This is a genomic window from Streptomyces sp. NPDC092045, from assembly GCF_044756005.1.
GTDB lineage: Bacteria > Actinomycetota > Actinomycetes > Streptomycetales > Streptomycetaceae > Streptomyces.
In genome coordinates, this window is record NZ_JBIVSC010000012.1 from 22,291 (window position 1) to 46,176 (window position 23,886).

The 23,886-nt window shown below is 73.2% G+C and carries 21 protein-coding genes; 8 read left to right on the forward strand and 13 right to left on the reverse strand.

Going from position 1 to position 23,886, the window contains the following annotated elements; all coding sequences use genetic code 11:
• The first annotated feature begins 82 nt into the window (after nt 1-82).
• The 4 genes from ACIQKA_RS24135 to cseC all read left to right on the forward strand — a co-directional run bounded on the left by ACIQKA_RS24135 (nt 83) and on the right by cseC (nt 3,603).
• The gene (locus ACIQKA_RS24135) at nt 83-655 is read left to right on the forward strand and encodes a SigE family RNA polymerase sigma factor (protein ID WP_030219524.1); all 573 of its coding nucleotides are present in this window, start codon (nt 83-85) and stop codon (nt 653-655) included.
• Nucleotides 652-1,497 (forward strand): hypothetical protein, encoded by an 846-nt coding sequence (locus ACIQKA_RS24140; protein ID WP_402542416.1) that lies wholly within the window; start codon nt 652-654, stop codon nt 1,495-1,497. The genes ACIQKA_RS24135 and ACIQKA_RS24140 overlap by 4 nt, the downstream gene beginning before the upstream one ends.
• An 88-nt stretch (nt 1,498-1,585) precedes the next feature.
• On the forward strand, nt 1,586-2,287 hold the full coding sequence (gene cseB, locus ACIQKA_RS24145; RefSeq protein ID WP_383152555.1) for a two-component system response regulator CseB: 702 nt from the start codon (nt 1,586-1,588) through the stop codon (nt 2,285-2,287).
• Nucleotides 2,284-3,603, forward strand: a complete 1,320-nt coding sequence (gene cseC / locus ACIQKA_RS24150; protein ID WP_383152556.1) for a two-component system sensor histidine kinase CseC — start codon at nt 2,284-2,286, stop codon at nt 3,601-3,603. The genes cseB and cseC overlap by 4 nt, the downstream gene beginning before the upstream one ends.
• Nucleotides 3,604-3,824: 221 nt before the next feature.
• On the opposite strand, the gene ACIQKA_RS24155 is transcribed toward cseC, so the two are convergent.
• Nucleotides 3,825-5,402: an MDR family MFS transporter gene (locus ACIQKA_RS24155; protein WP_383431031.1), complete on the reverse strand. Its 1,578-nt coding sequence runs from the start codon at nt 5,400-5,402 to the stop codon at nt 3,825-3,827.
• A 103-nt stretch (nt 5,403-5,505) separates the two neighbouring features.
• On the opposite strand from ACIQKA_RS24155, the gene ACIQKA_RS24160 reads away from it, so the two are divergent.
• Complete coding sequence (locus ACIQKA_RS24160; RefSeq protein WP_383152558.1) at nt 5,506-6,063, forward strand: TetR/AcrR family transcriptional regulator; 558 nt, start codon at nt 5,506-5,508, stop codon at nt 6,061-6,063.
• Nucleotides 6,064-6,084: 21 nt separating this feature from the next.
• Here ACIQKA_RS24160 and ACIQKA_RS24165 read toward each other — a convergent pair whose 3' ends face one another.
• On the reverse strand, nt 6,085-6,789 hold the full coding sequence (locus ACIQKA_RS24165) for a M23 family metallopeptidase (RefSeq protein ID WP_383152559.1): 705 nt from the start codon (nt 6,787-6,789) through the stop codon (nt 6,085-6,087).
• Between the two features lie 572 nt (nt 6,790-7,361).
• On the opposite strand from ACIQKA_RS24165, the gene ACIQKA_RS24170 reads away from it, so the two are divergent.
• The gene (locus ACIQKA_RS24170; protein WP_391095624.1) at nt 7,362-10,073 is read left to right on the forward strand and encodes an NACHT domain-containing protein; all 2,712 of its coding nucleotides are present in this window, start codon (nt 7,362-7,364) and stop codon (nt 10,071-10,073) included.
• A 74-nt stretch (nt 10,074-10,147) separates the two neighbouring features.
• On the opposite strand, the gene ACIQKA_RS24175 is transcribed toward ACIQKA_RS24170, so the two are convergent.
• Nucleotides 10,148-12,670: an ATP-dependent Clp protease ATP-binding subunit gene (locus tag ACIQKA_RS24175; RefSeq protein WP_366379036.1), complete on the reverse strand. Its 2,523-nt coding sequence runs from the start codon at nt 12,668-12,670 to the stop codon at nt 10,148-10,150.
• A gap of 486 nt (nt 12,671-13,156) precedes the next feature.
• On the opposite strand from ACIQKA_RS24175, the gene ACIQKA_RS24180 reads away from it, so the two are divergent.
• Nucleotides 13,157-13,747, forward strand: coding sequence for an SCO3374 family protein (locus tag ACIQKA_RS24180; protein WP_402542369.1), 591 nt, complete (start codon nt 13,157-13,159; stop codon nt 13,745-13,747).
• On the opposite strand, the gene ACIQKA_RS24185 is transcribed toward ACIQKA_RS24180, so the two are convergent.
• From ACIQKA_RS24185 to ACIQKA_RS24230, 10 genes are all read right to left on the reverse strand, one after another.
• Entirely contained in the window at nt 13,726-14,061 is a 336-nt protein-coding gene (locus tag ACIQKA_RS24185) for an Lsr2 family protein (RefSeq protein WP_383152562.1), read from the reverse strand. The genes ACIQKA_RS24180 and ACIQKA_RS24185 overlap by 22 nt on opposite strands.
• A gap of 212 nt (nt 14,062-14,273) precedes the next feature.
• On the reverse strand, nt 14,274-14,819 hold the full coding sequence (locus ACIQKA_RS24190; RefSeq protein ID WP_383152563.1) for an amino-acid N-acetyltransferase: 546 nt from the start codon (nt 14,817-14,819) through the stop codon (nt 14,274-14,276).
• A gap of 9 nt (nt 14,820-14,828) precedes the next feature.
• Nucleotides 14,829-15,260: a BlaI/MecI/CopY family transcriptional regulator gene (locus ACIQKA_RS24195; RefSeq protein ID WP_383152564.1), complete on the reverse strand. Its 432-nt coding sequence runs from the start codon at nt 15,258-15,260 to the stop codon at nt 14,829-14,831.
• A 170-nt stretch (nt 15,261-15,430) separates the two neighbouring features.
• Nucleotides 15,431-15,610, reverse strand: coding sequence for a hypothetical protein (locus ACIQKA_RS24200; protein WP_062754418.1), 180 nt, complete (start codon nt 15,608-15,610; stop codon nt 15,431-15,433).
• Nucleotides 15,611-15,624: 14 nt separating this feature from the next.
• On the reverse strand, nt 15,625-16,197 hold the full coding sequence (locus ACIQKA_RS24205) for a hypothetical protein (protein WP_383152600.1): 573 nt from the start codon (nt 16,195-16,197) through the stop codon (nt 15,625-15,627).
• A 166-nt stretch (nt 16,198-16,363) separates the two neighbouring features.
• On the reverse strand, nt 16,364-17,170 hold the full coding sequence (locus tag ACIQKA_RS24210; RefSeq protein WP_383431023.1) for a type III pantothenate kinase: 807 nt from the start codon (nt 17,168-17,170) through the stop codon (nt 16,364-16,366).
• Nucleotides 17,170-18,204: a carboxylating nicotinate-nucleotide diphosphorylase gene (gene nadC / locus ACIQKA_RS24215; RefSeq protein WP_383152566.1), complete on the reverse strand. Its 1,035-nt coding sequence runs from the start codon at nt 18,202-18,204 to the stop codon at nt 17,170-17,172. Before nadC ends, ACIQKA_RS24210 begins: the two co-directional genes overlap by 1 nt.
• A 62-nt stretch (nt 18,205-18,266) precedes the next feature.
• Complete coding sequence (locus ACIQKA_RS24220) at nt 18,267-19,943, reverse strand: L-aspartate oxidase (RefSeq protein WP_383431019.1); 1,677 nt, start codon at nt 19,941-19,943, stop codon at nt 18,267-18,269.
• Nucleotides 19,940-20,974 carry a pantoate--beta-alanine ligase gene (gene panC, locus ACIQKA_RS24225; protein ID WP_391095703.1) on the reverse strand — a complete coding sequence of 345 codons (1,035 nt, stop codon included), beginning with the start codon at nt 20,972-20,974 and terminating at the stop codon, nt 19,940-19,942. The genes ACIQKA_RS24220 and panC overlap by 4 nt, the downstream gene beginning before the upstream one ends.
• A 455-nt stretch (nt 20,975-21,429) precedes the next feature.
• Complete coding sequence (locus ACIQKA_RS24230; RefSeq protein ID WP_383152568.1) at nt 21,430-22,395, reverse strand: Rossmann-like and DUF2520 domain-containing protein; 966 nt, start codon at nt 22,393-22,395, stop codon at nt 21,430-21,432.
• Between the two features lie 125 nt (nt 22,396-22,520).
• Here ACIQKA_RS24230 and ACIQKA_RS24235 point away from each other — a divergent pair, with 125 nt between their 5' ends.
• Nucleotides 22,521-23,717, forward strand: a complete 1,197-nt coding sequence (locus ACIQKA_RS24235) for a threonine aldolase family protein (RefSeq protein ID WP_402542370.1) — start codon at nt 22,521-22,523, stop codon at nt 23,715-23,717.
• Nucleotides 23,718-23,886: the final 169 nt, after the last annotated feature.

Consider the following 23,886-nt stretch of genomic DNA (forward strand, 5'->3'; position numbering starts at 1 on the left):
CGCACAGCCCCGTGACAACCGCTCCGTAGCGTCGTCCACGACACGAGGGAACAAGCAGGTCACGGGGATGGAGGCGGTTCGGATGAGGCACGGTGAGGTGCTCGACTTCGAGGAGTACGTACGCACGCGGCAGGACGCCCTGCTGCGCAGCGCGCGCCGTCTCGTGGCCGACCCCGTCGACGCCCAGGACCTCCTCCAGACGGCCCTGGCCCGTACGTACGGGCGCTGGGACGGCATCGCCGACAAGTCCCTCGCCGACGCCTACCTGCGACGGGTCATGATCAACACCCGGACCGAGTGGTGGCGCTCCCGCAAGCTCGAAGAGGTGCCGACCGAGCAGCTCCCCGACGCCAGCGTGGCCGACGCGACCGAGCAGCACGCCGACCGGGCCCTCCTGATGGACGTCCTGAAGGTGCTCGCGCCGAAGCAGCGCAGCGTCGTCGTGCTGCGCCACTGGGAACAGATGAGCACGGAGGAGACGGCGGCGGCGCTCGGCATGTCGACCGGTACGGTGAAGTCCACGCTCCACCGCGCGCTCGCCCGGCTCCGGCAGGAGCTGGAGAGCCGCGACCTCGACGCCCGCGCCCTGGGGCGGACCGGGGAGCGGACGACCGTGCGAGGCGACGAAGGGGGGCGTGAGCGGTGCGCGGCATAGACGGCGGACCCGACGGCGAGGCCGACGGCGAAAGACGCGGTGGCGTCCCCGCCGACGGCTCCGGCGGTTCCACGGGCCTTTCCGGGCGCCTTCCCGGGGGCTTCGGCAGGAGCCTTCCCGGGGGCTTCGGCAGGGGCTCCGGCCCCGAAGGCGGCGGCGCACGGCTCACGGCCGGGCGTCGCCGCTCTCGGCGTACCGTCCGGGCGGCGGGCGCCACGGCGACGGCCGGGATCGTCGCCGTCGGCCTCTCCCTGGCCGCCTGCTCCACCGGCGGCACGGGTTCCCGCGACGAGGGCGCGGCCCGGACCGACGGGGTCGCCGCGGCCGCCTCCCCCACCGCCGCCTCCCCGTCGGCCACCACGGGCCCCCAGTCGGCGAAGCGGGTGGACCCGATCGGGCTGCTCAAGGCCGATCCGAAGCTCAGCGAGCGGGTCAAGGCCGACCTGAAGCCGTGCGCCGCGGACTCGTACCCGGTGGACGCCTCCTACGGCAACCTCACGAACGCCCCCGCGCCCGACGTCGTCGTCAACGTGATGACCTGCGGTGACGGCATCGGCATCGGCACGTACGTCTACCGGAACCTGAGCGACGGGTACGAGAACGTCTTCGCGGCCGAGGACGGGGCGGTGTACGCCACGATCGACCGGGGCGACCTGATCGTCACCAAGCAGGTGTACGCGAAGGGCGACCCGGTCGCCTACCCCTCGGGCGAGGACGTGATCACGTACCGCTGGACGGGCAGCGGGTTCACCCAGCACGACTGGGTCCACAACGACTACAGCCGGTCGGTCGGCGAGGGCCAGGGCCTGGAGCCCGCGCCGAGCGAGCCCCACGCGAACTGAACCCCACGCGAACCGAGCCGCACACGAACCGCACCGCACGCGCGGACGACGCGCGGAGAAGGCACCGACCCCCGAAGGAACGCTCACGATGGCCGAAACCCATGTCCTGTTCGTCGAGGACGACGACGTCATCCGTGAGGCCACCCAGCTCGCCCTGGAGCGGGACGGCTTCCGGGTCACGGCCGTGCCCGACGGCCTCTCCGGCCTGGACTCCTTCCGGGCGCGGCGGCCGGACATCGCCCTGCTCGACGTGATGCTGCCGGGCATGGACGGCGTCAGCCTCTGCCGCCGCATCCGCGACGAGTCGACGGTTCCGGTGATCATGCTGTCGGCGCGCGCCGACTCCATCGACGTCGTCCTCGGCCTGGAGGCCGGGGCGGACGACTACGTCACCAAGCCCTTCGACGGCTCGGTCCTGATGGCCCGCATCCGGGCCGTGCTGCGCCGCTTCGGGCACGCCGGCGGCGGCGAGGCCGGGGACGGGACGGGCGACGGCGGGCTGCTCGTCTTCGGGGACCTGGAGGTCGACACCGAGGGCATGGAGGTCAGGAGGGGCGGGGCGACGGTGGCGCTGACCCCGACCGAGATGCGGCTGCTCCTGGAGTTCTCGTCCGCGCCCGGCACCGTGCTGTCCCGGGACAAGCTCCTGGAGCGGGTCTGGGACTACGGCTGGGGCGGCGACACCCGGGTCGTGGACGTCCACGTGCAGCGGCTGCGGGCCAAGATCGGCCAGGACAGGATCGAGACCGTCCGCGGCTTCGGCTACAAGCTCCGGGGCCAGGGCGGGTGAGGCCGTTCCCCCTGCGCACCGGGGTCCGCTGGAAGATCGCCGTCGCCATCGCGGCGGTCGGCGCCCTCATCGCGGTCACCCTGAGCGTGGTCGTGCACAACGCCGCCCGCATCTCGATGCTCGACAACGCGCGCGAGGTGCAGATGGAGCGGCTGCTCTTCGCACAGCGGCTGTACGAGACGTCGAAGCCGAAGGAGCCCCGCTTCGGCACCAAGATCAACGATCCGGCGCTGCCGCGCCAGCTCGACCGGCTGATGCGGGACAACCGGCGCGGCACGTACGTGCAGGAGCACCGGCACGGCGGTCCGCCCGACGTGTGGGCGGCCGTGCCGCTCGCCAACGGCGACGTGCTCTCGCTGCACATCCCCTTCGCCGACCGCAGCGCGAAGATCATGAGCGATCTGGACCGGGCGCTCGTCATCGGCTCGGTCTCGGTGGTCTTCGGCGGCTGCGCGCTCGGCGTGTTCATCGGCGGGCGGCTCTCGCGCCGGCTGCGGAAGGCGGCCGTCGCGGCCGGCCGGGTCGCCCAGGGCAACACGGACGTACGGGTGCGGGAGGCCGTCGGCGGGGTCGTACGGGACGAGACCGACGACCTGGCGTGGGCGGTCGACGCCCTGACCGACGCCCTGAACGAGCGGATCGAGGCCGAGCGGCGGGTCACCGCGGACATCGCGCACGAGCTGCGGACCCCCGTCACGGGGCTGCTCACGGCGGCCGAGCTGCTGCCGCCGGGGCGTCCGACGGAGCTGGTGCGGGACCGGGCGCAGGCGATGCGGACGCTGGTCGAGGACGTCCTGGAGGTGGCCCGGCTCGACAGCGCGTCGGAGCGGGCCGAGCTCCAGGAGATCGCGCTCGGGGAGTTCGTGGAGCGGCGGGTGCGGGCCCTGGACCCGGAGGTCGTCGTCCGGGTCGTGCACGACTCCTGGGTGAACACCGACCCGCGCCGGCTCGAACGGGTCCTGGGCAATCTCCTCGCCAACGCGGCCAAGCACGGGAAGCCGCCGGTGGAGGTGACGGTCGAGGGCCGGGTGGTGCGCGTCCGCGACCACGGTCCGGGCTTCCCGGAGACCCTGCTCAGGGAGGGCCCGAGCCGGTTCCGCACGGGGTCGAGCGACCGCGCGGGCCAGGGCCACGGCCTGGGCCTGACGATCGCGTCGGGCCAGGCGCGGGTCCTCGGCGCCCGGCTGACCTTCCGGAACGTGGCCTCCGAGGCGGCGCCGAACGGGGTGGGCGGAGCCATCGCGGTCCTGTGGCTCCCGGACCACGCGCCGACGACCACGGGCAGCTTCCCGATGCTGCGGCCGCCGGAGCAGTAGGGGCGCCGGTACGGCGGCGGGTCCGGACCCCTTCCGGGGTCAGCCCGTCACGGCGATGGGGCCGGTTCCTCTTCCGAGGGCCGTCCGTCACGGCGGTGGGGCCGGACCTCCTTCCGAGGCCCGTTCACGGCGGTGGGGCCGGACCTCCTTCCGAGACCCGTTCACGACGGTGGGGCCGGTTCCTCTTCCGAGGGCCGGCCCCACCGTCGTACGCGCGGGTCTCAGACCTTCTCGGAGACCTTCGCCGCGCCGCCGTCGGCGGGCTCCTTCGGGGCGTCCGGGCCCGCGCCGCGGAGCGCCACCTCCCTGACGAAGAAGGCGAGGACGAAGGAGAGGACGGCGACGGCCGCGGCGAGCAGGAAGGCGCCGTGGGTGCCGGCGGCGACCGCGTGCTGGTAGGCCTCGCGGAGCTGGGCCGGGAGCTTGGCGAGGCTGGCCGCGTCGAGCTGGGCGGTCCGCGCCGTCAGCTCCGAGCCGCCCCGGGCCGCCATCTCGTCCTGGACGCGGGTGGTGAAGAGCGCGCCCATGATCGCGACGCCGAAGGAGGAGCCGAGCGTCCGGAAGAGGGTGGTGGAGGAGGAGGCGACGCCCATGTCCTTCATCTCCACGCTGTTCTGGGCGACCAGCATGGTGATCTGCATGAGGAAGCCCATGCCGGCGCCGAGGACGGCCATCCAGACCCCGGAGACCAGGCGCGAGGTGCCGGTGTCCATGGTGGAGAGCAGGAAGAGGCCGGCCGTCATGAGGGCGCCGCCCGCGACGGGGAAGGCCTTGTACTTGCCGGTGCTGGTGGTGACCCGGCCCGCGACCAGCGAGACGACCATCATCGAGAGCAGCATCGGCAGGAGCAGCAGCCCGGAGTTGGTGGCGGAGGCGCCCTGCACGGACTGCTGGAACAGCGGCAGGTAGAGGACCGCGCCGAACATCACGAAGCCGGCGATGAAGCCGATCAGGGACATCAGGGTGAAGTTGCGGCTGCGGAAGATGTGCAGCGGCACGATCGGGTCGCTCGCCCGGGTCTCCACCCACAGGAAGGCGAGGAGGGCGAGGACGCCGCCGACGGCGAGGCCGACGATGGTGGCCGAACCCCAGGCGTACTCCGTGCCGCCCCAGGTGGTGACCAGGACGATCGCGGTGATGCCGGCGGTCAGCAGCGCGGCTCCGGCGAAGTCGATCCGGGTGTCCTTGTTCCGCGGCTTCTTCGGCAGGTGCAGGACGGTGGTGACCATGGCGAGGGCGACGGCGCCGAGCGGCAGGTTGATGTAGAAGGACCAGCGCCAGCCCCAGTGGTCGGTGATGGTGCCGCCGACGAGGGGGCCGCCGATCATGGCGAGGGCCATCACGCCGGCCATCATGCCCTGGTACCGGCCGCGCTCGCGGGGCGGGATGAGGTCGCCGATGATCGCCATCACGCCGACCATGAGGCCGCCGGCGCCGAGGCCCTGGACCGCGCGGAAGCCGATGAGCTGGCCCATGTCCTGGGCCATGCCGCTGAGCGCCGAGCCGATCAGGAAGATCACGATCGAGGTGAGGAAGACGCCCTTGCGGCCGAACATGTCGCCGAGCTTGCCCCAGAGGGGGGTGGAGGCGGCGGTGGCCAGGGTGTAGGCGGTGACGACCCAGGAGAGGTGCTCCAGGCCGCCGAGCTCGCCGACGATCGTCGGCATCGCGGTGCCGATGATCATGTTGTCCAGCATCGCGAGGAGCATCGCGATCATGAGGGCGAGCAGGACGACACGGACGCTGCGTGCCGGCGGTGCCTCTCCCTCTGCCGTTCGAACGTTCTGTCGCGTCGCCATGCCATTCCCTTACTTGCCGCCCGGCTAGTTACTACACTGAGGGACGGTAGGCCCGTAACTAGCCGGTCGTCAAGTAAGTTCTTTGGAAAGTGGAGGGCACCCCATGGCCCGAGGCAACACCCGTCAGCGCATTCAGGACGTGGCCCTCGAACTCTTCGCGGAGCAGGGCTACGAGAAGACCTCCCTGCGCGAGATCGCGGAACGCCTCGACGTCACCAAGGCGGCGCTCTACTACCACTTCAAGACCAAGGAGGACATCCTGGTCGGGATCTTCGAGGACCTGACCAGGCCCATGGACGAGCTGATCGCCTGGGCCGGCGAGCAGCCGCGCACGGTCGAGACCAAGCGCGAGGTCGTGCGCCGCTACCAGGTGGCGCTGCGCGCGGCGGCCCCGCTCTACCGCTTCATGCAGGAGAACCAGGCCACCGTGCGCGAGCTGAGCGTGGGACTCACCTTCAAGGAGCGCATGGTCGCGCTGACCGGCCTGCTGTACGACGACGACTTCCCCGTCAAGGAGAAGGTCCGCTGCATCAGCGCGGTCTTCACCCTCCATGCGGGCACGTTCTTCATGCAGAACGTCGAGGGCGACCCCGAGGACAAGCACGAAGCCGTCCTCGAGGTCGCCCTCGATCTCATCGACGAGGCCCACCGGGCCTCATAGGTTCACAGCGGGTCCGGCGGATCAGATGCCGACGCCGTGGGCGCGCAGGAAGGCGGCCGGGTTCACGGCGGAGCCGTAGTTCGGGGTGGTGCGGATCTCGAAGTGCAGGTGGGGGCCGGAGGAGTTGCCGGTGTTGCCCGAGAGGGCGATCTTCTGGCCGGCGCCGACCTTCTGGCCGATCTTGACCTGGATCTTCGAGAGGTGGGCGTACTGCGAGTACTTGCCGTTGGCGTGCTTGACCACGATGGCGTTGCCGTATGCGGGGCCGTCGCCGCCGCCGTACGGGCCGGCCTTCACGACGGTGCCGGCGGCGGCGGCCTTGACCGGGGTGCCGACCGGAACGGCGAAGTCCTGGCCGGAGTGCTTGTGGGCCCACATGGCGCCGCCCTGGTTGAAGCTGGCGCTGAGGGTGTAGGAGCCGACCGGCTTCACCCAGGCCGGAGCCTTCTTGGCGGCGGTGGCCTTCTTGGTGGCGGTCGCCTTCACGGCGGTGGCCTTGACGGTGACGGTCTTCGCGGCGGCGGCCTTCACCTGGGCGGCGAGGTGCGCCTGGGTCTCGGCCTGGGCGGCGACGGCGGCGGACGCGGTCGCGGCGGTCGGGACGACGGCCTTGCCCTCGGCGGCGAAGGCGGACCCTGCTCCGGCCACCAGCGACGCCCCCAGGCCGGCAGTGGCGAGAGCGACGGCGGCGGCACGGGTGGCGGGGTTCATAACGCGCTTCGACATACGGGGGAAAACCTCCGGGGAGTACGGGACCCGACGCGCTTTCGCTGCGGCGCCGGGCTTGCTCATCCTTGGTAACCCGGCCCCCCGACCAACCCAAAACACCCCATCTACGACACGGCGTCGTAGCGATCACGGAGGAAGTTCAGGTCTTGACGACCGGGGGCGGGGCCTTCGAAATCGGACATATCGGCCCAAGAAAACCGGTTTAACCGCACGTCTCGGGGGCCCGGACCGCCCAGGAGGCCGGTCCGGGCCCGGCCCGGGACCCGAGGGGCCCGCCAACCCGCCGCTTCGTGCCCGTACGTCCGAAATAAACCCCAATGTTCACCACTATTCCGGTTAGTACCCCTCGAAACCCCTGTGCGCCTTGTCACCAGGCGGCCCGTTCGGATGGGATCTGGGTCACGCGAAAAGGCATTCCACATGGGACCTGGGTCACGTGACGGGGGCCACTGAAAGGGGCTCCGGGACCGTGGAAAGGCCCCGGAAAGCGGCCCGGGTCACACCTCGGGGCCCCGCCCCGACCCCTCCCCCACTACGCTGACCGCTTCGGGGAGACACAGGGGGTCACCATGGAACCGGCACTCATCGGCACGCGCCTCGCCTCGGCCGCGATCGGCCCGCTCCTGAAGAGGCTCCTGGCGGGCGACGGCCCCGGGGCGGGCCTCGTCCGCAAGGACGCCGAGGTCCGGCTCTCCGGCCTCGTCTCCTTCCGGGGCGAGAAGCGCACCCTCACCGAGAAGGACGTCCGCGGGCTCGCTGCCACCCTGGTCGAACGCTCCCGGCAGGGGGCCGGGGAGCCGCCGTTCCCCGCCGACGAGACCGGGGCCGTCACCGACGCCCTCGCCGCGAACCTGCTGGCCCTCGGCGACCTCGACATGGACGACGTCCAGGCCGTCCGCCTCGGCCACCGCGACCTCGCCCGCCGGCTGCGGGCCGCCGCCCCGGCCCCCGACGGCCTCTCCACCGACGCGGTCCTCTACCTGGAGACCATGACCGAGTGGGCCTGCCTCCACATCCTGGAGTTCTTCACCAAGCGCTCCGCCTTCGTCGCCCGCAGCCTGGTCGAACAGACCCGCGCCCAGGCCGAGCTCCTCGCGAAGACGGACGAGCTGATCCGCCGGACGCCGCGGACGGAGACCCGGGACGAGGCCTTCGAGCGCCGCTACCTGGCCCACCTCGCGAAGAAGCACGGCCGCCTGACCATCTACGGCGTCGACCTGCACCACTCGCCGGACGAGTGGCCGCTGGACCTGGCCTACCTGTCCCTGGAGGCGACGGGCGGGGAGGGCACGCCCGGGGCGCCCGGACGGGAGACCGCCCACGAGGCGCCCGGACGGGAGGAGCGCCCCCGTCCCCCGCAGCGGGAACAGGCCTCCGTCCGCGCCGACCTCGCCCTCGCCCGCCACGAGAAGGTGCTCCTGCGCGGCCTCGCGGGCTCCGGCAAGACCACGCTCGTCCAGTGGCTGACGGTCTCGGCGGCGGCGACCGAGGACCGGCCGGAGGGCATGGCCTACCTCCGGGGCCGCGTCCCCTTCGTCCTGCCCCTGCGCACCCTCACCCGCCACGGCGAGCGGCTGCCCTCCCCCGACCGCTTCCTGTCCGCCGCCGGCTGCCCGCTCACCCCGCCCGACGGCTGGACCGACCGGGTCCTCGCGGCCGGCCGGGGCCTGGTCCTGGTCGACGGCATCGACGAGATCCCCGAGGCCGAGCGCGGCCGGGCCCGGGACTGGCTGCGCGACCTCCTCGGCGCGTACGAGGGCAACCGCTGGCTCGTCACCTCGCGCCCCACCGCCGTACGGGACGACTGGCTGGCCCCGGACGGCTTCGCCGAACTGGCCCTCGCGCCCATGGCCCGCACGGAGGTCACCGCCTTCGTCCGCCGCTGGCACGAGGCCGCCGGACCGGACGCGGCGGTCCACGAGCAGCCGCTCCTGGACGCGCTGCGGACCGCCGAGCACGTGGCCCAGCTCGCCACCAACCCCCTGATGTGCGGTCTGATCTGCGCCCTCCACCGCGACCGGCGCGGCTTCCTGCCCCGGGGCCGCAAGGCGCTCTACGAGGCGGCCCTGTCCATGCTCCTGTCCCGGCGGGACCGCGAGCGGGACATGGGCGCCCCGACCGGCCTCGTCCTCGACGAGGCCCCGCAGATCCAGCTGATCCAGCGTCTGGCGTACTGGCTGACGCTGAACGGGCGCACGCAGATGGACCGCGCGCACGCCGCGTCGATCGTCGCCGAGGCCGTCCCGGCGGTCCCGGACGCCTCGGCGCACCCCCCGGACCGGGTCTTCACCCACCTCCTGCACCGCAGCGGCCTCCTGCGCGAGCCCACGGCCGACACGGTCGAGTTCGTCCACCGCACCTTCCAGGACCACCTGGCCGCGAAGGCCCTCGTGGACCACTGGGACATCGGCGTCCTCGTCCGGCACGCCGCCGACGACCAGTGGGAGGACGTGATCCGCATGGCGGTGGGCCACGCGAGGCCGCGCGAGTGCGCGGAGATCCTGCGGGAGCTGCTGTCGGCGGCGGACGCGACGGAGGACCGCCGGGTCCGGCTGCGGCTCACCCTCCTGGCGGCGACGGCCCTGGACCACGCGACGGAGGTGTCCCCGGAGGTCCGGGGGGAGGTGCTGCGGAGGACGGGGGAGGTGATTCCGCCGCGCGACCCCGAAGAGGCCCGGCAACTGGCGGAGGTCGGCCCGCTGGTCCTCGGACTGCTGGGCGGGCCGGAGGAGCTGACCGACGAGGAGGCGTTCACCTCGGTGGTCGCCGCGACCCACGTCGCGAGCGACGCGGCCCTCCCCTACCTGGCACGTTTCGTGCGGCACCCGGCCCTGAAGGTCCGCTCGCAGCTCATCTGGTCGTGGTCCCGGTTCGAGCCGCACCCCTACTCCGAGGAGATCGTGGCGCGCCTCGATCCGAGCGAGCTCATCTTCACCGTCGGCAGCGACGAGCAGGCCGCCGAGCTCGTCCGCCTCGGTCTGACCCCGCGGCGGCTGAGCATCGACAGCCCGGTCTCCGAGGACCTGACGGCCAGGCTCCTGTCCCTGTGCGACCCGGTCCACCTGCAACTGGAACGCTTCGCCGGGCCGCCCGAACTCCCGCCGCTGCCCCCGTCCGCCCGGCTGAGGCAGCTCGAACTGCGCCTCTACAGCTCCACGGTGACCGTGGATCTGGCGCCGCTCGCCGCCCTGGCCCACCTGGAGACGGTGGAGGTGTACGGGCCCGGTTCCGTGACCGGCGCCGAGTACCTCCCGTCCCGGGTCCGGGTCACCGGCCCCTGAACGCGAAAGGGGCGGCCCCGGAACCGTTCGGGTTCCGGGGCCGCCCCACTACGCGCTACGGGCTCGGCGCAGCGTCACGCGTCCTTCGACAGGTTCGGCCCGGGGCCGCCCGCCGCCTCGATCGGCGGGGCGTCCGGCAGGGCCGACTTCTCCTCGCCGCGGAAGGTGAACTTGCGCTCCTCGCCCTCGCCCTCCGTGTCCACGACCACGATGTGACCGGGACGCAGCTCGCCGAAGAGGATCTTCTCCGAGAGCGTGTCCTCGATCTCGCGCTGGATCGTCCGGCGCAGCGGCCGGGCGCCCATCACCGGGTCGTAACCCTTCTTGGCGAGCAGCTCCTTCGCGGACTGGGAGAGCTCGATGCCCATGTCCCGGTCCTTCAGGCGCTCGTCCACGCGGCCGACCATCAGGTCGACGATCTGGAGGATGTCGTCCTGCGTCAGCTGCGGGAAGACGATGATGTCGTCCACACGGTTGAGGAACTCCGGGCGGAAGTGCTGCTTCAGCTCGTCGCTGACCTTCGCCTTCATCCGCTCGTAGTTGGACTTCGTGTCGCCCTGGGCCGCGAAGCCCAGGTTGAAGCCCTTCGAGATGTCCCTGGTCCCGAGGTTGGTCGTCATGATGATGACCGTGTTCTTGAAGTCCACGACCCGGCCCTGGGAGTCGGTCAGGCGACCGTCCTCCAGGATCTGGAGAAGGGAATTGAAGATATCGGGGTGGGCCTTCTCGACCTCGTCGAAGAGGACGACGGAGAACGGCTTGCGGCGCACCTTCTCGGTGAGCTGGCCGCCCTCTTCGTAGCCGACGTAGCCGGGCGGCGAACCGAAGAGACGGGAAACCGTGTGCTTCTCGCTGAACTCCGACATGTCGAGGGAGATCATCGCGTCCTCGTCGCCGAAGAGGAATTCGGCGAGGGCCTTCGACAGCTCGGTCTTACCGACACCGGAGGGGCCGGCGAAGATGAACGAGCCACCGGGGCGCTTCGGGTCCTTCAGACCGGCCCGCGTACGGCGGATCGCCCGCGAAAGACCGATGACGGCGTCCTTCTGGCCGATGACGCGCTTGTGGAGCTCGTCCTCCATGCGCAGCAGGCGCGAGGACTCCTCCTCGGTCAGCTTGAAGACCGGAATGCCGGTGGCGGTCGCGAGAACCTCGGCGATCAGCTCGCCGTCGACCTCGGCGACGACGTCCATGTCGCCGGCCTTCCACTCCTTCTCGCGCTTGGCCTTCGCGGCGAGGAGCTGCTTCTCCTTGTCGCGCAGGGACGCGGCCTTCTCGAAGTCCTGCGAGTCGATCGCGGACTCCTTGTCGCGGCGGACGCCGGCGATCTTCTCGTCGAACTCGCGGAGGTCCGGCGGCGCGGTCATCCGGCGGATGCGCATCCGGGAGCCGGCCTCGTCGATCAGGTCGATCGCCTTGTCCGGGAGGAAGCGGTCCGAGATGTACCGGTCGGCCAGGGTCGCGGCCTGGACGAGGGCCTCGTCGGTGATGGAGACCCGGTGGTGGGCCTCGTACCGGTCGCGCAGGCCCTTGAGGATCTCGATGGTGTGCGGCAGCGACGGCTCGGCGACCTGGATGGGCTGGAAGCGGCGCTCCAGGGCCGCGTCCTTCTCCAGGTACTTCCGGTACTCGTCGAGCGTGGTGGCGCCGATGGTCTGGAGCTCACCGCGGGCCAGCATCGGCTTGAGGATGCTGGCGGCGTCGATCGCGCCCTCGGCGGCGCCCGCACCCACGAGGGTGTGGAGCTCGTCGATGAACAGGATGATGTCGCCGCGGGTGCGGATCTCCTTGAGGACCTTCTTCAGGCGCTCCTCGAAGTCACCGCGGTAGCGGGAGCCGGCGACCAGCGCGCCGAGGTCCAGGGTGTAGAGGTGCTTGTCCTTGAGGGTCTCGGGCACCTCGCCCTTGACGATGGCCTGGGCCAGGCCCTCGACGACGGCGGTCTTGCCGACGCCGGGCTCGCCGATGAGCACCGGGTTGTTCTTGGTGCGGCGGGACAGCACCTGCATGACCCGCTCGATCTCCTTCTCGCGCCCGATGACCGGGTCGAGCTTGGATTCGCGGGCCGCCTGGGTGAGGTTGCGGCCGAACTGGTCGAGGACCAGGGACGTCGAGGGGGTGCCCTCGGCAGGACCGCCGGCCGTGGCGGCTTCCTTGCCCTGGTAGCCGGAGAGCAGCTGGATGACCTGCTGCCGGACCCGGTTGAGATCGGCGCCCAGCTTCACGAGGACCTGGGCGGCGACGCCCTCGCCCTCGCGGATCAGGCCGAGCAGGATGTGCTCGGTGCCGATGTAGTTGTGGCCGAGCTGGAGGGCCTCCCGGAGCGACAGCTCCAGGACCTTCTTGGCACGAGGGGTGAAGGGGATGTGCCCGGACGGGGCCTGCTGGCCCTGGCCGATGATCTCCTCCACCTGCTGGCGGACCGCCTCGAGCGAAATCCCGAGGCTCTCCAGGGCCTTAGCGGCGACACCCTCACCCTCGTGGATAAGGCCCAGAAGGATGTGCTCGGTGCCGATGTAGTTGTGGTTGAGCATCCGGGCTTCTTCCTGAGCCAGGACGACAACCCGCCGCGCGCGGTCGGTGAACCTCTCGAACATCGTTAATCGCTCCTCAGAGCGGTCAGTCAGTTAGGGGTCGATCCCCTCCCTGTCCTTCCGCAGCTTAGTCCCGCAAGCGGGGACCGCTCATTCCAACTGCCGACATCCGTCCGGATCACCCCCTTGTCCGTGGGGAGACCTGCTGCCGAACAGCCGACAAATGCTCCAACCCGATGGTGCGAGACGATGTTCCCGCAGGCCAAGTGGTTAGCCACGCCTCCAGTACGCCGATGGCGAACGTGAGACGCCGGAGCCCGCGGGGTCACCCCTCTCCACTAGGAATGTCTTACCCGTGAGCACCGACACTCCATGCCGCGCACCCCGGTTCCCTCCGCTACCAGCGAACACCCTTGCGCGCTCGAATGCACCCGTACACCTCATCCCGGACACTTCGTGCGTCCGGCGGGGGACCGAGCGTCACCGCGCGGCGGGTGCGGGACCGCTCCGGGGGCGTAACCAAGGGGCCCCCGCGGGAGTTGCCCGGGCATGGCCCCCTTCCTCCCGTCCCCCCGCGCGCCGCTCGACGACGGTCCGGCGCGGTGGTACGAGGACCGGCTCGGCTGGGCGACGGTGGCGGGCCCGCCGGTGGCCCTGGTCACGGGGCTGCGCTTCGACGTCCTGGAGCTGCCCGCCGAGGCCGGCCGGGGCGTCCTGCGCCGGGTCGGCGCGGCGACCGGCCCCGTGGCCCTGGCGGGGCCCCGGATGCGGCTGCTCGTGGCCGCGGGGAGCGCGGAGGAGCTGCCGGGACTGCTCGACTGGCTGGAATGGGGCGGGATCACCCTGGACCTCGTGGTGCTCGGCGCCGACGGCCGGATGACCGCGCCCCTTCCCCCGGGGCGGGGCGGCTCCGGCGCGCCGGACGCCGCGGTGTGGCTGCGCGCCCCCGTGCCGGGCCGCGAGGTCGAGCCCTCGCTCCCGGCCCTGCGGGCCGCGCCGTGGGGCGGAGGGGGTGCCCCCTGCCTGGTGCGGCTGGTGTCCGCCGCCGCCGCCGAGTGCCACCGGGTGCGGCTGCTGAGCGCCCGGGCCCGCGGGCCGGCGGCTCAGCGGCGGTCGCCTCAGCGGTTCGCGTCCTCGTAAGCCGCCTTCACCGTGGCGGGCACGCGGCCGCGGTCGTTGACGTCGTAGCCGTTCTCCTTGGCCCACGCGCGGATCTTCGCGGTGTCGGGGCTGCCCGCCGTCACGGCACGGCCCTTGCCGCGCCCACCGGTCGTGCGGCCACCGGTGCGCCGGCCGCTCTTGGTGTACGGCTCGAGCAGACCGCGGAGCTTTTCCGCGTTCGCGGTGGTGAGGTCGATCTCGTAGGTCTTGCCGTCCAGCGCGAACGTCACGGTCTCGTCCGCCTCGACGCCGTCGAGGTCGTCGACAAGAAGGACCTGAACCTTCTGTGCCACCGGATTTCCTTTCATCGAAAATGCAGTACGCGGAAAGGAAACCGCTTTTCCCGGGAAAACACAAACCCCTGGGAGAGGTTCAGAACCCCGACGGCGCGGGAAACGTGCGCGATTCGGACATAGGGTTCCGGGCGGGGTTCCCTTCGGGGTTCCGTACGGGTTCGGGGCGTCGTTCCCGGACCGGTTCGGGATCGCTTCGTACCGGTTCCGGGTCAGAGGTGCAGAAGCATCCGGCTGTTGCCCAAGGTGTTCGGCTTCACTCGTTCGAGACCGAGGAACTCCGCGACTCCCTCGTCATAGGAACGCAGGAGCTCGCTGTAGACATCTCCGTCGACCGGGGTCTCGCCGATCTCGACGAAGCCGTGCTTCGCGAAGAAGTCGACTTCGAAGGTCAGGCAGAATACCCGCCGCACCCCGAGCCATCGGGCGGTGTGCAACAACTTGTCGAGCACCTGATGTCCGACGCCGGCTCCCCTGAACTCGGGATCGACGGCGAGCGTGCGCACTTCCGCGAGGTCTTCCCACATCACGTGGAGCGCGCCGCAGCCGACGACGACGGCGTCCTCGTCGCGTTCCGCCACCCAGAACTCCTGGATGGACTCGTAAAGCGTCACGGTCGCCTTGTCGAGCAGGATGCCGCGCCGGACGAAAGGGTCGACGAGACGGCGGACGGCGGCGACGTCACCGGTGCGGGCCCTGCGGACGGTGACGGCTTCGGCGGGGGCCGGGTGGACGGCCGGGGAGTCAGACGGCGGCATGGGGGGACGCTATCGCTCCCCGGGCCCGGTTTCCCCGGCGCCCTCCTCGGGCGGGGCGGGCAGGGGCGCGGGGAGCGGGGTGACCCGCTGGACGATACGAATGGCGTCGTCGAGGGCTTCCCGCTGGTCCGGCGACATCATGCCGAAGAAGGCGACGAGGGCGGCGGCGGGATTGTCGCTCCGGCTCCAGGCCTCGTTCATCAGCGCGGCCGCGTAGGCGGCGCGGGTGGAGACCGCCGTATAGCGATAGGCGCGGCCTTCGACTTCCCTGCGGACCCAGCCCTTCTGATGGAGATTGTCCATGACGGTCATGACGGTGGTGTAGGCGATGGACCGTTCCTGCTGGAGGTCTTCCAGGACTTCCCGGACGGTCACCGGACGGTTCCATTGCCACACGCGCGTCATGACGGCGTCTTCGAGCTCTCCCAAAGGACGGGGCACAGCGCCACCATAGTGCGCAAAACGTCGATAAGGGTCTATTGACGCCATCCGGCGCCGGAAACCCGAAGAGAATCGAACACCGCCCGGACGCAGACGGACGGAGTCGAACCGAAAAGGACGCACGACCCGGTGAGGCCGTACGTCCCCGGTGGTGCGGACCCCCGGCGGGATCAGGAGGCGGCGGAACCGTCCGGCTGGCGGGCGGCCTCGGCGCGGGCGAGGGCGGCGTCGACGGCCGCGTCCTCCTTGGCCTTGTTCGGGCCGCCCTGGCTCTTGACGATCGTGACGACGAGGGCGATGAAGAACGCGGCCATCACGACGGGCGGCAGGAGCGCGGATACGTATTCCATGGCGACCAGGGTAGCTATCCGGCGGCCCGCTCCTCGGGCGGGGGCGGCGGAACGGGCCGGCGGCGCGGCGGAAAGACCTCGGAGGGCTTGGGCACCGGGCGCTCCGCGGGGGCGGGCGGGTTCGGCCTGGGCTCGTCGGCCGCCGAACGTCCGCCGGGCAGGGCGAGCAGCCGGGCACGGGGGGCGCGGTCGGCCGCGGGGGCGGTGGCCTGGACGACCCGGGCCAGGCGCGCGCGCACGGAGCGCTCGGCGAGGCCCTGGCAGCGGGCGAGCAGCTCGGCGGCGGCGGGGTTGCGGCGCAGCGCCCGCAGGGCGGCGAGGTCGTCGGCCCCGGGGTCGTACCCGGCGGCCAGCGCGTCCCGGAGGAGCTCCAGGTAACCGCCGAGGGAGCCCGGCAGTGCCTCGCGGTAGCGGGCCAGGTCGGCGAGGAGGAAGGCGCGCAGCCGACCGGCCTCGCGTACCGCCTCGTCCACGGATTCGGCCAGGCGCAGGCAGTCCTGGACGTCCTCGTCCTGAAGGGGGGCGGGGTGAAGGGCGATGGCAAGGGCGCGACGGAGCACACGCAGCTCGTCCGCGCTGAACGCCATGCCGCCACGGGATCCGTATGGCGTGGGCATGGGCCGACGGTACGCGCTAATCGGACAATTTTCGCTTAGGGATCATTACGGCGCGCCGGGCGGCAGCCGTTCGGCCGCCCCCGGAGGGCGGCCGGACGGGCCGGGGCCCGTCCGGCCTCGATCCGCCGGGCGGGCCCTACATGCGCGAGACGTTCCGCTCGTACACCAGGCGCAGGCCGATCAGGGTCAGCCAGGGCTCGTGCTCGTCGATCTCCTTCGACTCGCCGAGGACCATCGGGGCCAGGCCGCCCGTCGCGATCACGGTCACGTCGTCGGGGTCGCCCTGGGGGCCGACGAGCTCGCGCTTCATCCGGGCCACCACGCCGTCCACCTGGCCCGCGTAGCCGTAGATGATGCCGGACTGCATCGCCTCGACCGTGTTCTTGCCGATCACGTTCCGCGGGCGGGCCAGCTCGATCTTGCGGAGCATCGCCCCGCGCACGCCGAGCGCCTCCACCGAGATCTCGATGCCCGGCGCGATCGCCCCGCCCGCGTACTCGCCGCGCGCGGTGACCGCGTCGTACGTCGTCGCCGTCCCGAAGTCCACGACGATCGCCGGACCGCCGTACAGCTCGACCGCCGCGGCCGCGTTGATGACGCGGTCCGCGCCGACCTCCTTCGGGTTGTCGGTGATGACCGGGACGCCCGTCTTGACGCCCGGCTCCACCAGGACCGCCGGCACGTCCCCGTAGTACCGGCGGGTGACCTCGCGCAGTTCGTGCAGGACCGAGGGGACCGTCGCGCAGATCGCGATGCCCTCGATGCCGTCGCTCAGCTCGACGCCGAGCAGCGGGTGCATGCCCATCAGGCCCTGGAGCAGGACCGCCATCTCGTCGGCGGTCCGGCGCGGATCCGTGGAGATCCGCCAGTGCTCGACGATCTCGTCCCCGTCGAAGAGGCCGAGGACCGTGTGCGTGTTGCCGACGTCGATGGTGAGCAGCATCAGGCCCGCACCTCGCGCAGGTCGAGGCCGATGTCGAGGATCGGGGAGGAGTGGGTGAGGCCGCCGACCGCCAGGTAGTCGACGCCGGTCGCCGCGTACGCCGCCGCGTTCTCCAGGGTGAGGCGGCCCGAGGACTCCAGGACGGCGCGGCCCGCGACGAGGGCCACGGCCTCCTCGGTCTCGGCCGGGGTGAAGTTGTCGAGCAGGATCAGGTCGGCGCCCGCGTCCAGGACCTCGCGGACCTGGTGCATCGTGTCGACCTCGACCTCGATCGGCACGTCCGGGAACAGCTCGCGCACGGCCTTGAAGGCCTCGGCCACGCCGCCGGCCGCCACCACGTGGTTGTCCTTCACCAGGGCCGCGTCGGACAGCGACATGCGGTGGTTGACGCCGCCGCCGCAGCGGACCGCGTACTTCTCCAGGGCGCGCAGGCCCGGCGTCGTCTTGCGGGTGTCGCGGACCTTCGCCCTCGTGCCCTCCAGGGCGTCCGCCCACGCGCGCGTGGCGGTGGCGATGCCGGAGAGGCGGCACAGGATGTTGAGCGCGCTGCGCTCGCCGGTGAGCAGGTCGCGGGTGCGGGCCGTGACGCTCAGGAGCTTCTGCCCGGCCTCGACGCGCTCGCCGTCCTCGACGTGCCGCTCGACCTCGAACTCGTCGGTGCAGACGATCGACAGGACCGCCTCCGCGACCCGCAGGCCGGCCACCACGCCGGCCTCGCGGGCGGTGAAGTCGGCGGTGGCCACGGCCTCCTCGGGGACGGTCGCCACGGTCGTCACGTCGACCCCGCCGTCGAGGTCCTCCGCGATCGCCAGGTGCGCGACGTCCTCCACCTGGACCGGGTCGAGACCGGCGTCGGCGAGCAGTTCGGCGAGCGCCGGGTCGAGCCCGCACTCGAACTCCTCGCCGCCGCCGCAGCCGCAGCCGTCGCCGCAGCCGCCGGCCTCCTCGGCGTCCTCGGGACCCGACTCGAAGGCGCTGATCTGGATGAGGGGGACGTCCACGGGCTCGGGACGGGATTCCTCGGGCGTGCTCACTTTCGGCTCCCTGGGGGCATCGACGGTGGGGGGAAGGAAGGTCGGGCGGTGACGGCGGGGGGTCAGACGGTGGGCGGCAGGTCGTGCGCGGCGGTCGTGCGGACGTCGAGCTCCCGCTCCGGCGTCAGGCGTACGACGAGGTGCCGGCGCCAGTGCGCGTCGTCGCGCTCCGGACGGTCCTCGCGCCAGTGGCAGCCGCGGGTCTCCTCGCGGCGGCGGGCGGCGGCGACCAGGACCCGGGCGACGCACAGCAGGTTGGTGGTCTCCCAGGAGTCCACGCCGGGCTCGGCGGCCTTGCTGTCGTCGGTGCCGCCCGCCACGGCCTCCTCGTGCAGCGCGTCGAGCGCGTCGGCGGCCTCCCGCAGGCTGGCCTCCGAGCGCAGCACCCCGGCGCCGCTCGTCATGATCCGCTGGATGCGGGTCCGGGCGTCCGTCGCGGGCAGCGGCAGGACCACCGGGGCCGGGTGCGGCACCGGGGCGCCCGCCGCGCGCGGGGCCGCCGCCACGATGTCCTCCACGATCCGCTCGGCGAAGACCAGGCCCTCCAGGAGCGAGTTCGAGGCGAGCCGGTTGGCGCCGTGGACGCCCGTGCAGGCCACCTCCCCGCACGCGTACAGGCCGGGGACGGTGGTCCGGCCCCGCAGGTCCGTGCGGACGCCGCCGGAGGCGTAGTGGGCGGCCGGGGCCACCGGGACCGGCTCGGTCACCGGGTCGATGCCGTGGGCGCGGCAGGCGGCCAGGATCGTCGGGAAGCGCCGCTCCCACATCTCGGCCCCGAAGTGCCGGGCGTCGAGGTACATGTGCTCGGTGCCGTGCTCCAGCATCCGGCGCGTGATCGCCTTGGCGACGATGTCCCGGGGCGCCAGCTCGGCCAGCTCGTGCTGCCCCAGCATGAAGCGGACCCCGTCCGCGTCGACCAGGTGCGCGCCCTCGCCCCGCACCGCCTCGGAGACCAGCGGCTGCTGGCCCTCGGCGCCCGCGCCCAGGAAGAGCACGGTCGGGTGGAACTGGACGAACTCCAGGTCGGAGACCTCGGCCCCGGCCCGCAGCGCGAGCGCCACGCCGTCGCCGGTCGAGACCGCCGGGTTGGTGGTGGCCGAGAAGACCTGGCCCATGCCACCGGTGGCGAGGACCACCGCGGGCGCGTGGACCGCGCCGACGCCGTCGTGCCGGCCCTCGCCCATGACGTGCAGGGTCACGCCCGCCGTGCGCCCCTCGGCGTCCGTGAGGAGGTCCAGGACGAGGGCGTGCTCGACGGTCCGCACGCCCCGGTCGCGTATCGCCTCGACCAGGGCGCGGGAGATCTCGGCGCCGGTCGCGTCGCCGCCCGCGTGGGCGATCCGGCGCCGGTGGTGGCCGCCCTCGCGGGTCAGCGCGATCTCGCCCTCGGAGGTCTTGTCGAAGTCGGCGCCGGTCTCGATCAGGCGGCGGACGGCGTCGGGACCCTCGGTGACGAGGGTCCGCACGGCCCGCTCGTCGCAGAGCCCGGCACCCGCGACGAGGGTGTCGTCGAGGTGCTGCTCGGGGGTGTCGCCCTCGCCGAGCGCGGCGGCGATGCCGCCCTGGGCCCAGCGGGTGGAGCCGTCGTCGAGCCGGGCCTTGGTGACCACGACCGCGCGGAGCCCGGCGGCGGTGCAGCGCAGGGCGGCGGTGAGGCCGGCGACACCGGAGCCGACCACCACGACGTCGGCGTCGATGGCCCAGCCCGGCTCGGGGGCGTGCAGCCGTATTCCGGTCACTTGGTGGCTCCGAGGGTCGGGGTTTCGGGGCTCGGGGGCCCGAAGCTCAGGGGGATGTTGTCGATGAGGCGCGTGGCGCCCACGCGCGCGGCGACGGCGAGGACCGCCTCCCCGTCGTGGTCGTCGGCGACCTCGGTGAAGTCCGCCGGGTCCACGAGGGCCAGGTAGTCGAGGGTCAGCGGCGGCTCCGCGCCGGCCGCCTCGTCCAGGACCGCGCGGGCGGCGGCGCGCACGGCTCCGGCGCCGCCGCGCTCGGCGGCCTGCGCGACCGCGTGGGCGTCGGCGGCGGCCCGTGCCTCGCCGAGCCGGGAGAGGGCCTCGGCCCGGTTCCCGGCCCGGTCACGGCCGTTCGGCAGGGCGTCGGCCCGCGCGCGCAGCGCCTCCTGGGCGGCGAGCCGCTCCCGGCCGGCGAACAGCGCGCGGGACAGCGCGAGGGCGGTGCGGCGCTCCTCGGCCGACAGGTAGCGGTTGCGGCTGGAGAGGGCCAGGCCGTCGTTCTCGCGGACGGTCTCCACGCCGACGACCTCGACCGGGAAGTTCAGGTCGCGGACCATGCGCCGGATCAGGGCGAGCTGCTGGGCGTCCTTCTGGCCGAAGAAGGCCAGGTCGGGGGCGGTGAGGTGGAGCAGCTTGGCGACGACGGTCAGCATGCCGTCGAAGTGGCCGGGCCGGGAGGCGCCTTCGAGCCGCTCCCCCATGGGGCCGGCGGTGATCCGGACCTGCGGCTCGCCGCCCGGGTAGACCTCGTCCACGGAGGGCGCGAAGACGACGCTCGCGCCCGCGTCGAGGGCCAGCTCCAGGTCGGCGTCCAGGGTGCGCGGGTAGCGGTCGAGGTCCTCGTTCGCGCCGAACTGGAGCGGGTTGACGAAGACGGTGACGACGACGAAGCCGTCCGCCCCCACGCGCGCGCGTGCGGCGCGGATCAGGGTGGCGTGGCCCTCGTGGAGGGCGCCCATGGTCATGACCACGGCGTTGCGCCCGGGGGCGCCGTGCCGCGCCGCGGCGGCCCGGAGCTCCCCGGCGGTGGGCACGGGCCCGGCCTGCCGACGCGGGGCGGGCCGGTCGGCGTCGGTGCCGGTGCCGGCGTGACCGGGGGCGAGGGTCCGCGTGCGGGTGGGGGCCTGATCGGGAGCCGGAGCCTGCGCACGGGCAGGGGCCCGGTCCGGGACGCAGGCCTCGTCGGGAACGGCGGCCTGCGTACGGGCGGAGGCCTGACCGGGAGCCGGAGGCTGCGCACGGGCAGGGGCCCGGTCCGGGGCGGAGGCCTCGTCGGGAACGGCGGCCTGCGTACGGGCGGAGGCCTGACCGGGAGCCGGAGCCTGCGCACGGGCAGGGGCCCTGTCCGGGGCGGAGGCCTGCGTACGGGTGAGGGCCCGGTCGGGAGACGAGGCCCCCGTACCGGCAGGGGCCCGGTCCGGGGCCGCGGCCCGGTCCCGGGTCGCGGCCCGGTCCCGGGTCGCGTCGTGCTCGCGGGCGGACGGGCTGCTCATCGGTCGTCTCCTCGCGGCCCGTCGGCGGACCCGGTGGTGCCGGTCGGGCCCGCCGGGGTCTCGGCGAGCACCCCCAGCAGGTCCTCGGCCAGCTCGGGCTTGAGCAGGCCGTGCGCGAGCGCCCGGTCGGCGGTCGTACGGGCCATCGCCAGGTACCCGGTGACGGTACCGGGCGCGTGCTTGCGCAACTCGGCGACGTGGGCGGCGACCGTCCCGGCGTCGCCGCGCGCGACGGGGCCGGTCAGGGCCGCGTCGCCGGACCGCAGGGCATTGTCGAGGGCGGCGCCCAGGAGGGGCCCGAGCATCCGGTCGGGGGCGGCGACCCCGGCCTTGTGGAGCAGCTCCATCGACTGGGCCACCAGGGTGACCAGGTGGTTCGCGCCGAGAGCGAGGGCCGCGTGGTAGAGCGGGCGGGCCTCCTCGGCGATCCACTCGGGCTCACCGCCCATCTCGATCACCAGCGCCTCGGCGGCGAGCCGCAGCTCCTCGGGCGCCGTCACCCCGAAGGAGCACCCGGCGAGCCGCTGCACGTCCACGGCGGTGCCGGTGAAGGTCATGGCGGGGTGCAGGGCGAGCGGCAGGGCGCCGGCCCGGCGGGCGGGATCGAGGACCCCCGCCCCGTACCGCCCGGAGGTGTGCACGATCAGCTGCCCCGGCCGTACGGCCCCGGTGTCCGCGAGGCCCTCGACCAGGCCGGGCAGGGCGTCGTCGGGGACGGTGAGCAGGACCAGGTCGGCGAGGGCGAGGACGCGCGCGGGCTCCGCGACCGGCACGTCCGGCAGGAGTTCGGCGGCGCGGCGCCGCGAGGCGTCGGAGACCGCAGAGACGGCGACGGGGCGGTGCCCCGCGAGCCGGAGGGAGGCGGCGAGGGCGGGACCCACCCGGCCGGCGCCGACGACTCCGACGGTGAGCCGGGCGGGTCGGTCCTCGGCTCGGGGCTCTGGCGCTGCTGGTGCGTTCACGGTGGGGACGGCCTTCCGTTCCAGTCCTCGGCGGGTACCGGACGATTTCTGGTCATGCTACGCCAGCGGAGACCGCCTTTCCGTGGCTGTCCACAGGGTGTGGGCGGCGGTGTGATGATCGACCCATGGAACCTGTGGAAACCGCTGACACCACGCGTCCCGGGGACGTCGCGGACGAGGAGGCCGCCCGGCTCCACCGGGCGGAGGTCTGGGGCGGGGCCGCCCGGAAGCTGTGGCGCTCCCCGGCGGACGGCACGGTCGGGGAGCGGCTGCGCGAGCTGGCCGGGTGGGCGGAGGACGCCGGGTACGGCGGGGCCGCGCCCGACGCGTACGGCGACGGCCCGGTGGAGGTCCTGGAGCGGCGGGTCGCCGAGGAGCTGGGCCTGCCCGCCGCCGTCTTCTTCCCGACCGGCACCATGGCCCAGCAGGCGGCGCTGCGCTGCTGGGCCGGGCGCACCGGCAGCCCCGTCGTCGCCCTCCACCCGCTCGCCCACCCGGAGGTCCACGAGGGCGGGGCGCTCGGGGCCGTCTCCGGGCTCCGCACCACGCACCCCACCGACGCGCCCCGGCTGCCCACGGCCGAGGAGGTGCGGGACCACCCGGAGCCGTTCGGGACGCTGATGCTGGAACTGCCGCTGCGGGACGCCGGCTTCGTGCTGCCCTCCTGGGAGGAGCTGACCGGCGTGGTGGAGGCGGCCCGGGAGCGGGACGCGGTCGTCCACTTCGACGGGGCGCGCCTGTGGGAGTGCCCGACGCGTCTCGGCCGGGGGCTCGCGGAGATCGCGGGGCTCGCCGACAGCGTGTACGTGTCCTTCTACAAGTCCCTCGGCGGCCAGTCGGGGGCCGCGCTCGCCGGGCCCGAGGACGTCGTGGAGGAGGCCCGGGTCTGGCGGCACCGGTACGGAGGGCAGGTCTTCCAGCAGTACCCGGCGGCGCTCTCCGCGCTCCGGGGCCTGGACGTCGAGCTGCCCCGGCTGCCCTCGTACGTGGCGCACGCGCGCGTGGTGGCCGCCGCGGTCCGGGAGGCGCTCGCTGAGACGGGCACGGGCTGGTTCCGGGTCCACCCCGGGGTCCCGCACACCCACCAGTTCCAGGTCTGGCTGCCGTACTCCCCCGAGGTCCTGACGGCCGCGGCCCTCGCCCAGACGGAGGACACCGGCACCGTCCTCTTCCGCCGCTGGTCCGCCCCGGGCGCGGGCGGCCCGCCGGGGGTCGCCCTGACGGAGCTGACGGTGGCGGGACCGGGCCTGGAGTGGACGGCGGAGGACGTGAAGGAGGCGGTGCGGGACTTCCTTTCACGGGTGGAGGGCGTGGAGGGCTGAGGAGCGTGAAGGGCTGAGGAGGGCGTGGAGGACCGGTGGGCGCCCCGGGCACGGTCCTCCGCGGCCCTCGCCACCCGATGCGTCCGCCCGCCACGTCCGCCCTCCGCGGCCCTCGCCACCCGGTGCGTCCGCCCGACGCGGCCGCTCGCCGCCCGTCACCACCCGCGCG

Excerpts from the sequence above, each read along its gene's own strand:
- ACIQKA_RS24135 (WP_030219524.1), top strand. The coding sequence starts at position 83 with ATGAGGCACGGTGAGGTGCTCGACTTCGAGGAGTACGTACGCACGCGG.
- cseB (WP_383152555.1), top strand. The coding sequence starts at position 1,586 with ATGGCCGAAACCCATGTCCTGTTCGTCGAGGACGACGACGTCATCCGT.
- ACIQKA_RS24155 (WP_383431031.1), bottom strand. The coding sequence starts at position 5,402 with ATGGCGACGCGACAGAACGTTCGAACGGCAGAGGGAGAGGCACCGCCG.
- ACIQKA_RS24160 (WP_383152558.1), top strand. The coding sequence starts at position 5,506 with ATGGCCCGAGGCAACACCCGTCAGCGCATTCAGGACGTGGCCCTCGAA.
- ACIQKA_RS24165 (WP_383152559.1), bottom strand. The coding sequence starts at position 6,789 with ATGTCGAAGCGCGTTATGAACCCCGCCACCCGTGCCGCCGCCGTCGCT.
- ACIQKA_RS24170 (WP_391095624.1), top strand. The coding sequence starts at position 7,362 with ATGGAACCGGCACTCATCGGCACGCGCCTCGCCTCGGCCGCGATCGGC.
- ACIQKA_RS24175 (WP_366379036.1), bottom strand. The coding sequence starts at position 12,670 with ATGTTCGAGAGGTTCACCGACCGCGCGCGGCGGGTTGTCGTCCTGGCT.
- ACIQKA_RS24180 (WP_402542369.1), top strand. The coding sequence starts at position 13,157 with ATGGCCCCCTTCCTCCCGTCCCCCCGCGCGCCGCTCGACGACGGTCCG.
- ACIQKA_RS24190 (WP_383152563.1), bottom strand. The coding sequence starts at position 14,819 with ATGCCGCCGTCTGACTCCCCGGCCGTCCACCCGGCCCCCGCCGAAGCC.
- ACIQKA_RS24200 (WP_062754418.1), bottom strand. The coding sequence starts at position 15,610 with ATGGAATACGTATCCGCGCTCCTGCCGCCCGTCGTGATGGCCGCGTTC.
- ACIQKA_RS24205 (WP_383152600.1), bottom strand. The coding sequence starts at position 16,197 with ATGGCGTTCAGCGCGGACGAGCTGCGTGTGCTCCGTCGCGCCCTTGCC.
- ACIQKA_RS24210 (WP_383431023.1), bottom strand. The coding sequence starts at position 17,170 with ATGCTGCTCACCATCGACGTCGGCAACACGCACACGGTCCTCGGCCTC.
- ACIQKA_RS24235 (WP_402542370.1), top strand. The coding sequence starts at position 22,521 with ATGGAACCTGTGGAAACCGCTGACACCACGCGTCCCGGGGACGTCGCG.